General features: G+C 46.5%; 7 protein-coding genes. All 7 read right to left on the bottom strand.

Annotated elements, in window-relative coordinates:
* Positions 1 to 162: 162 nt before the first annotated feature.
* On the bottom strand, positions 163 to 867 hold the full coding sequence (locus G588_RS0117810; RefSeq protein ID WP_022780045.1) for an SGNH/GDSL hydrolase family protein: 705 nt from the start codon (positions 865 to 867) through the stop codon (positions 163 to 165).
* A 153-nt stretch (positions 868 to 1,020) separates the two neighbouring features.
* The gene (locus G588_RS21890) at positions 1,021 to 1,800 is read right to left on the bottom strand and encodes a GNAT family N-acetyltransferase (protein WP_022780044.1); all 780 of its coding nucleotides are present in this window, start codon (positions 1,798 to 1,800) and stop codon (positions 1,021 to 1,023) included.
* A 141-nt stretch (positions 1,801 to 1,941) separates the two neighbouring features.
* Entirely contained in the window at positions 1,942 to 3,039 is a 1,098-nt protein-coding gene (locus tag G588_RS20900; protein WP_022780043.1) for a putative glycoside hydrolase, read from the bottom strand.
* 225 nt (positions 3,040 to 3,264) lie between these two features.
* Positions 3,265 to 3,783 (bottom strand): DUF4364 family protein, encoded by a 519-nt coding sequence (locus tag G588_RS0117795; RefSeq protein WP_022780042.1) that lies wholly within the window; start codon positions 3,781 to 3,783, stop codon positions 3,265 to 3,267.
* 68 nt (positions 3,784 to 3,851) lie between these two features.
* Positions 3,852 to 5,012: an NAD(P)-dependent malic enzyme gene (locus tag G588_RS0117790; RefSeq protein WP_022780041.1), complete on the bottom strand. Its 1,161-nt coding sequence runs from the start codon at positions 5,010 to 5,012 to the stop codon at positions 3,852 to 3,854.
* Positions 5,013 to 5,027: 15 nt separating this feature from the next.
* Positions 5,028 to 6,833 (bottom strand): DUF5722 domain-containing protein, encoded by a 1,806-nt coding sequence (locus G588_RS20895; protein WP_155830835.1) that lies wholly within the window; start codon positions 6,831 to 6,833, stop codon positions 5,028 to 5,030.
* 38 nt (positions 6,834 to 6,871) lie between these two features.
* Complete coding sequence (locus G588_RS0117780) at positions 6,872 to 8,212, bottom strand: replication-associated recombination protein A (RefSeq protein WP_022780039.1); 1,341 nt, start codon at positions 8,210 to 8,212, stop codon at positions 6,872 to 6,874.
* Positions 8,213 to 8,704 lie beyond the last annotated feature (492 nt).

Genomic DNA, 8,704 nt, shown 5'->3' with positions numbered 1-8,704 from the left:
TCCAATCTATTTCCAAGTGTACATGCCTCTTTTCTCAGGCACTCCTACAATAAACCATTGCTGTAACAAGTGTCTTTCTGTAAATGAGTTGTTCCGGCAAACACTCATACTATCACAAATCCGCTCCACGAGTGTTTAACTGAGATATAATTAAATGGACTACTAACTCCGTCCCAACTGCGCCATTATATACTTTCTAATTATTTCAACAACGTCATTAGGTAACGTAACTGTCTCGTCTTCAACATTTTCTTTTACAGGAATAAAATAATTGCTATCCGGAATAACAAAATCAAATGTCTCTACAAAGTTTTCGGATGGAAGTTTGCCGGTGATTGTCCTAGTAAGGACCATTGCTACAAGATAGTCGCCTACAGCTGAAGCATGCTCGCCATCACGGAAGTACAGATCTGTACCAAGATCTGAAAGTTCCTCCATTGCTGCGCTCCACACTTCTCCTATTGGAGCTAGGAGTACATTTTGACTTGCGGCCAGTTCTCTGTATCTTCGATTCATTTCTTGCTGGTTTTCAGGCTTTCTCTTCTCGGCCCAGGTTTCGAAGATGACCGGTTTAGTCCCTACTTTTTTGCACAATTCTATAATCCTGCCGGCATTTACTATAGTATCCGGCTCATCTCCCATTGGATGGGCTTGTTCCTGAATCACGCAGTAGTCGTAACCGCCGTGAAGTATGCTAAAACGCTCTGAAAAGTACTCCTCTTCCATGTGCCATTTAAGAGATCTGCCAGAATAGGCTAACATAGTAACAAGGCAAGGCTGCCCTGTGGAGTCCTCGAGCATACGTCTTGTTAGCTCGGGCATATCATTCATATATGTATGACTGTTTCCAATAAAAAGAACTTTCATTGTCTCCTCCCGTTACTTGAAGCTAGTAAACTGCTGTCATAGCTATAATGATACTATGCAAAAAGGCATATAAAAAAGAGACTTTTTAAAGTGATTTCTTCTAAAAATCTCTTTTCGTGCCAAGCAAGTGGAACAATATACCGGAACATGATCCTATATTTCTACCATCTTTCTTATACCATTAGGAATTACTTCAAATCCAAGCTTCTGATAAAAGCCTTCCTTCCCTTTGGCAGAAACACCTCCGATAGTGGTAAATTTCCCTGTTGAAGAATTCTTTACAGCATACTCAACAAGGTAGTTAACTATCTTGGTTCCTATGCCCATACCTTGGTATTCAGGCAAAACCACTATTTCCTGCAGATACCAGTACATCGCACCATCACCAACAAGTCTTCCCATTCCTATAAGTTCTCCATTGTTCAAGGCAGAGACATTTATAAGCCCATTCTTGAGGGCCTTTCTTGCATGCTCAATCGGAATATCTGCAAAGCCTGTAGTGGCCCTAAGCCTAACAAAATCTTCCGGTTTCAAAACATTCTCAACAAGTTCAATCTTAGTGCCCAGATATTCCTTGATCAGTGCGATATCTTTTTTGTCCTTGTCTCGCCCAATTTCTTGTTTCATCAGGACAAGACCCTTGATAGAGATTACCGGAACGTCATCAACCACATTAATTGTATCTTTGATCCAGTTCTCAAATACCTCTATATTTTCCCCAATTTTGAACGTCCTATTACCGCTTTCCGTTAAAGAAAAAGGGTAGCCATCTGCCTCAAGTTGATCTGCCATCTTAGACATGCATCCCATATCTATATCATGGGTTTGTTCTCGGATTCCGTATAGAACCATGGCACTTCCGGTTATTATCCAATATTCATCGCGGCTATATGGAAAATCATCCAGTATACTAATGATCTCTTGCTTATTCATACTCTCTCCATCATTCCAATTGCATCATCCAAAGAAACGCAATCTGCAACTCTTTCAACTTTTCAACTATTTCTTTTCAAAGATAGGTATTATCCTCCACACTTTTTTAAACTCATTACGAAGTATTCTACTTTGCGACCTTCACTCCCTAAATGCATCCCACTGATACTTGCAGCTTGGATTCCAGATGATCCAGGAATCAGAGCCATTGTCATTTACTGCTTTGATCTGGGCCTTCACCTCTTCTACGCCGTAGGTGCGGTAGTTCTTGAGATAGGAGGCGGTAAAGCCTTGAAGCCAGGGGCGCACACCGGCCTGGGTTCTGTCTCCCCGGGGATTGACGGTCTTTAATTCTGCCTCGGAGTATTTCATTGCTCCGTCGATTGCTTCGTAGGGGTACAGGTCGGGGGAATCAAGGCCCATGGAGCCTTCATAATAGTGTGAAGGGTATATCATGGGTGATAGGTATTCGCAGTACATGGAGAGCCACGCATAGTCCTGTCCTACGATATTTCGGTCAGCTTTGGAATTAATGGCCGTTCCGAATACGTCCAGGGAAAATGGCATGTTCTCTCTCATAAGAGCATTATGGGCTTCCATTACAAATCTTACGATGGCATGGCGCCTTCCGTAGCCGTTCATTCCGATATCTTCCTCTTTGATGCCGGTGGGAAATCTCACATAGTCGTACTGAACTTCGTCAAAACCGGCGGCGTGGCAACCACGGGCAACCTCTATAAGATACTCTTTGGCCTCTGCGTTCTGAGGATTGATCCAGTTAAAGCCTTTGTTGTCCTCATAGATATCCCCTGCTGCAGTCTTAAGCATCCACTCCGGCTTAACTTCATCTATAAAGGGATCTCTGAAGGCAACACATCTGGCGATCACATAGATATCGTGGTCATGAAGAGTCTTGATAAGGCCTGGCATATCTTTTACCAGAATATCCTCTGTCCCCAGGTCATCGATCAGTTTGCTGTCCATGTCAAATACAATTTTGCCTTCATCGCTCTTAACATCGATAACCACTGCATTTATGCCTGTTTCATCTATGTGGGTGATGATATCGTCCATCATATTTTTGGTTCCTGCCACATAGGCACTGACGTAAATTCCGTGAATGGGAGAAGGGTCTTCTTTCTCTTCTTCAGCATAGGCCGGAGTTGTTATCATAAAAAAAGTTGCAACAGATATTGTTGCAGCCAGAATGCATCTTTTTAGACATAAAGTGTTTTTCATTACAATCTTTTCCTTCGCCTGGATGTGATAGTGGGGACAGTTGCGCAGCTTCATGCTGTTGGTCTTCAGATACGCATCTATCTGCTGCTTGATGGAAGGGTTTATCCTGTTACCAAAAAAGTTCCCTTAAGTTCAAATGAAAAAGGGAACTTTTCTAATAGAAGTATTTGCGTGGCGATATAACGATGTTTTTAGTTTTTTTATTCGTTTTTTAGACTTGCTTTTTTACATCATTAGTTGTTGAATTATGAACTGATATACTTCCTGATTCTTGGTCTGCCAGTTATCGCAGATGCTCTGGGCAATCTCCTCCGTAGGAACTAAGAGCCGAAGATCCATCAGGTTCTGGCCGTTCTCCTTGGCAATGAGGCTGACGGTGTATTCGTTGTCACCGGTCTTGTGGTAATCCCCCAGAATAGAGGATTCATTTCGAAGCTTCATGCTGTTGGAGCGAAGGTACTCATCAATTTCATGCTTGATGGAAGGATTGATCCTGTTCCCGAAAAACTTCAGGGTCTCTTCGCCCTCGGCTGTAAGCTCCAGGTAAGTTCTGTTGGCCATGGTCTTCTCTACGATAAGCTCAGAAGAAGCCAACTCCGCAAAAACCTCCTGAAGAGTCAGGAAATTGGTATATTCTTTTTCAAGAATAAAATCGTAGATCTGAGACTTGCTAAGGGACACCTCGCAGCGTTTTAACATGTACAGAACTATCATTTTATATAACGTAAGATACTGTGAACTCACAAAAGAGCCTCCAAATCATTTAAAACATAACTACATTCAGATCAAAAAGATTCCTGATACAGGCGGCATCAGCAGCCCTTCTTATAGCACTCTTTTACTGCAGCTGAAACAACATCTGCAACTCTTGGATCGAAGGCTGCGGGAAGGATATTCTCGTCATTAAGCTCTTCGTCCGGAACGAGGGAAGCAACTGCTGTTGCAGCGGAGAGCTTCATCTCCTCGGTGATCTGGGTTGCACCGCACTCGAGGGCTCCCTTGAAGATTCCGGGGAATACAAGAACGTTGTTAACCTGGTTAGGGAAGTCGGATCTTCCGGTTCCGATAACGCGAACACCGGCCTTCCTGGCAAGATCGGGCATGATCTCGGGAACAGGATTGGCCATTGCAAACATTATAGCGTCCTTGTTCATGGAAGCTGCCATCTCCTCAGATACGATGCCGGGAGCGGATACGCCGACAAATACATCGGCACCCTTAAGAGCATCGGACAGGCTTCCTGAGAGCTGGTCGGGATTGGTAACTTCCATCATCTTCTCCTGCATCCAGTTGAGGCCTTCTGTCTTCTTGTTAAGGATTCCAACCTTGTCGCAGAGGGTTACATTCTTGAAGCCATATCTGAGAAGGAGCCTTGTGATGGCGATTCCGGCTGAGCCTGCGCCGTTAACTATAACCTTGCAATCCTCTTTCTTTTTGCCAACCACTTTGAGGCCGTTGATAACGCCGGCAAGAACGATGATTGCTGTTCCGTGCTGGTCGTCGTGGAAAACGGGAATATCGAGCTTCTCCTTAAGTCTTTCCTCTATTTCAAAACATCTTGGAGCTGAGATATCCTCAAGATTGATGCCGCCAAAGCCGGGAGCAAGATATGTTACGGCTTTGATGATCTCCTCTGTATCCTGAGTATCAAGGCAGATGGGCACTGCGTTAACACCGCCGAATTCCTTGAAGAGAACGGCCTTACCCTCCATGACGGGCATGGCTGCGTAGGGTCCGATGTTTCCAAGTCCCAGAACTGCGCTGCCGTCGGAAACTACAGCGATGGTGTTCTGCTTGATGGTGTACTTGTAAGCAAGGCTCTTATCCTCTGCTATAAGCTTGCAGGGCTCCGCAACTCCGGGAGTATAGGCCAGGGCAAGGTCCTCTTTGGACTTGACCTCTGCCTTGGACCTGATCTCCAGCTTACCCTGCCACTCTTCGTGTAACTTCAGTGCTTTTTCTGCGTTTGTCATAATGTGCTCCTCACTTTAGAATTTTTTACCTACAATATCATACGCAAATGATACTACCTCACCACGTCTGTCGGTATCAATATATTTAAAGACATTCCAGATATATTTTTTATGCCCGCCGGTGGTCTGAAGGCCCAGAGCAAGTCCCAGAGCTGCGATCTCGTCGCCGGCATCGGTCTGTCTTGAAAGCATTAGAGCATCGATGTGTCCGTTATTGACCATCTTGGTGTAGGCGTAGGCAAAAGCCGCTGCCTGAACCGCTTCACCGGAGGATGAGGAATAACCGATCTCGCTCAGGATGATTGATCTCATATTACCCTCAGCGGTCCTCATGGCGTCGGTCTGCATATAATTGGTCAGAACCTCTATATTGTCCATGGTAATGACGGGTGTTGAATAATCGTGTGTAACGTACTTGGACGCATTCCAGAAAGCAGTGTTGCCATTGGGGAAGGAATAGGGGTGAGCAGCAAGGCCCCAGTTGATATCGCCGTATTCCTTGAGCTGGGCGGCAAAAATGTCCAGCACGTCCTTGGCGTCATAGTCGCCGGTTTTGGAAGTGTTGTAGGTCCAGCGCTGGTCAATTGGAATATAGACCTTGGCTGCAGAGTTCTGACTTTTTATAGCGTTGTAGAAAACTCTGAAGGACCTGGTAAAAGCGGCTGTGTAGGTATTAACGTCAACGAAGGGCATGTAGTTGTACTCTTTCCTTGCGTTGACCTCATTAGCAATGATCCACATGCTGACATTGCCGTGGCCCGATCCTGAATAGCGGTTGGCCAGAAAGCTTCCAACTGCCGCAAGAGCCTTGACTCCGCTCTCGCTGGTGGCGTTGAACATCCTATAAGGCGCCGAAGAACCGCCCCTTGCGTCGGGATGTGTTATCTCAGGAAAAGCGGATACGCTGGCATCGTTCAGGATGATAGCGGCAACGTCAATTCCCATGTTGTTAAGACGTCTGAAAAGGTCATCGTAGTTATTAATGATGCCTGCATTGAAATGGTAGGTTACTCCGCCGTAGCTGTAAGCAATTCCGCCTGAAGTAGTCAGAATATGTGACAAAGGAATGTTGTAGGTTGCATATTCAACTCCCAGATCAGCAAGCTCTCCGATTCTCAGAGGATCGGGAAGAAGCCCCTTGATGGACTTGTGGGACATACCACCGTAGCTGTAGCCCGCGCAGGCCCCGGGATTGGTGATGTATCTGGGGTGGCTGATGGCAGTGTACTTGCCGTCAAGCTTAACTCCCACCGTAAATTTGGAGAAGAGCCTGGAATCGGATCCACCCTTATTAAGGTTAATGGTAAAAGAGGTATCGTCTCCCTTGTAGATCTTGGCGATGGGCTCAGCGTCCTCAGTGAGATTATCCTCGTAGGTTGCCTGCTGGAAAAGGTAATAATACTTGTCATCACTCTTGGGAATACCGTCGCTGGTCACATCAACCTTGACCTTGGAGGAATCCACGATGAGGCAGTCATTTATCTTGGCAAAGGTGGATCTGTTCTCCGCAGTCATCTCCACCGTTGCGGGTCTCTCTGAAAGTGCCTTGGATACGGCGGTTCCTCCGCTTACTATATGACTTATGATATCTTCATTGATGTACTCCGAAACGGTTTCCGGAACGTATGGTTCCACCGATGCTTCAAAAAGAGATGAGTCCTCCTGTGCTATCTCTGTCCCTGTGTTCTGTCCGAATATCACCCACAGGATCATTGCCAGGACAAAGGCAACTGCGGCGCCGCCGGCTATGCCTGTGATTATCATTGTTCTTTTATTTCTACGGGTTCTGCCCCCACTGTATACGCGTTTCTTTTTTTTCATTTACCTTAAACGTTCCTTGCTATATTAGTAAAGCTGCGTCACTTACCTTCCCCATCAATGTGACGACTTCTAAGTTTCTTCATATGGTCCCTGATCTTGAGCTCATAACCGTTGCCGGTGGGGCTGTAGAATTCCTTGCCGTTAAGCTCATAGGGCAGGTACTGCTGCTCCACGTAGTGATCAGGATAATCATGGGCATACTTGTAGCCGATGCCATGACCGAGCTTAGCTGCTGACTTGTAGTGTGCGTCCTGAAGATGAGTCGGTATCGGGAGATTCCCGGTCTCCCTGACTGTTGCCATAGCCTCGTCAATGGCAATAATGGCCGCATTACTCTTGGGCGCAGAAGCTATGTAGCTGGCTGCCTGTGAAAGAGTTATCCTGGCTTCGGGCATACCGAGGCGCTCAACAGCAAGTGACGCTGCAACAGCCACCTGAAGGGCCTGCGGATCTGCGTTGCCGACATCTTCGGAGGCGCAGACCATCATTCGTCTTACGATGAACTTGGGGTCCTCGCCGGCATTCAGCATACGGGCAAGATAGTAGACCGCTGCATCGGGATCGGAACCTCTCATACTCTTGATAAAAGCGGATATTGTATCGTAATGGTTGTCGCCGTCCTTGTCATAGCGGGCAACCTTCTTCTGTATGCATTCTTCAGCGACTTCCTTAGTGATATGGATAAGGCCGTCACTGCTTCGTTCTGTGGTCATAATGCCAAGTTCTATGGCATTGAGGGCATGCCTTGCATCGCCGTCCGCAAGATCTGCCAGGAAATCCGCAGCGTCCTCCTCAAGGACAGCATTGTAGGCTCCCATGCCTCTTTCCTTGTCTGTAACCGCTCTGTTTAGCAGTTCCTTGATATCGTCTGAAGTAAGGGGTTTGAGCTCAAAGATGACTGACCTGGAAATAAGAGCTCCGTTGACCTCGAAGTAAGGATTCTCTGTGGTAGCGCCGATAAGGATTATAGTTCCGTCCTCAACAAAGGGAAGGAGATAGTCCTGCTGACCCTTGTTGAATCTGTGTATCTCATCTATGAAAAGAATGGTTCTCTTGCCATACATACCAAGGTCATCCTTGGCCTTCTTGACGACTTCTTCCATATCTTTTTTGCCTGCTATTGTGGCATTGATCTGGGTAAATTCGGCCTTGGTGGAATTGGCGATGACTTTTGCCAGAGTGGTCTTTCCTGTTCCCGGAGGGCCGTAGAATATGATGGAACTAAGCTTGTCGGCTGAGATTGCACGATAAAGAAGCTTGTCCCGGGCGATGATGTGCTGCTGCCCAACGACCTCGTCGAGGGTCCTGGGACGCATCCTGGCGGCAAGCGGAGATTCCTTTTCTTTATTGTTTTCTCTCATATACTCAAATAAATCCATAGTATTCTTATTCTACTATTTTTGCCCCCAAATTGAAAGTGCAATCCGACATTAATTGGTTTCCCGAACACCCGTATATATCCCATAGCCCCGAGGACAACAGGCAAGCCCGGGAAGGCAGGAAAAACGGCTTACAACAGCAAAAAATTTTGTCATAACCCATCGGGAATTTAAGGCACCCCATCCAGCCAGGCGGTCTCCTTTCACCCTGTTCAGAACAGTCACCCGCCTGTCCGTCTGTGGCGCTCTTAAATTCACCTCAACGTTATAAGACAAAATTTTTTACTGCTGCAATCCGTCTCCCCTACCTTCCCGGGCTTGCCTGTTGTCCTCTGCTCTTTGAACCTAACCGTGGTGCTTCGTGAAAATCCAATCAGTGTCGGATGTTAGGGGTGGGGGCATAGTAGAATTGCGCCTACTATCTGCAATCGCGGGGGCAAGGTGATTAAAGCGGAGGGAAATGGCGTACGGTTGCAAGTACTATTCGGGTTA

The organism is Butyrivibrio sp. AE3009 (assembly GCF_000420845.1).
GTDB lineage: Bacteria > Bacillota > Clostridia > Lachnospirales > Lachnospiraceae > Butyrivibrio.
The sequence above is the reverse complement of the archived record's forward strand: the minus strand, read 5'-3'. Positions and strand labels throughout refer to the sequence as shown.

What these genes read in the sequence shown, in the direction of transcription:
- G588_RS0117810 (WP_022780045.1), bottom strand. Translation starts at nt 867, where the DNA reads ATGAAAGTTCTTTTTATTGGAAACAGTCATACATATATGAATGATATG.
- G588_RS21890 (WP_022780044.1), bottom strand. Translation starts at nt 1,800, where the DNA reads ATGAATAAGCAAGAGATCATTAGTATACTGGATGATTTTCCATATAGC.
- G588_RS20900 (WP_022780043.1), bottom strand. Translation starts at nt 3,039, where the DNA reads ATGAAAAACACTTTATGTCTAAAAAGATGCATTCTGGCTGCAACAATA.
- G588_RS0117790 (WP_022780041.1), bottom strand. Translation starts at nt 5,012, where the DNA reads ATGACAAACGCAGAAAAAGCACTGAAGTTACACGAAGAGTGGCAGGGT.
- G588_RS20895 (WP_155830835.1), bottom strand. Translation starts at nt 6,833, where the DNA reads ATGAAAAAAAAGAAACGCGTATACAGTGGGGGCAGAACCCGTAGAAAT.
- G588_RS0117780 (WP_022780039.1), bottom strand. Translation starts at nt 8,212, where the DNA reads ATGGATTTATTTGAGTATATGAGAGAAAACAATAAAGAAAAGGAATCT.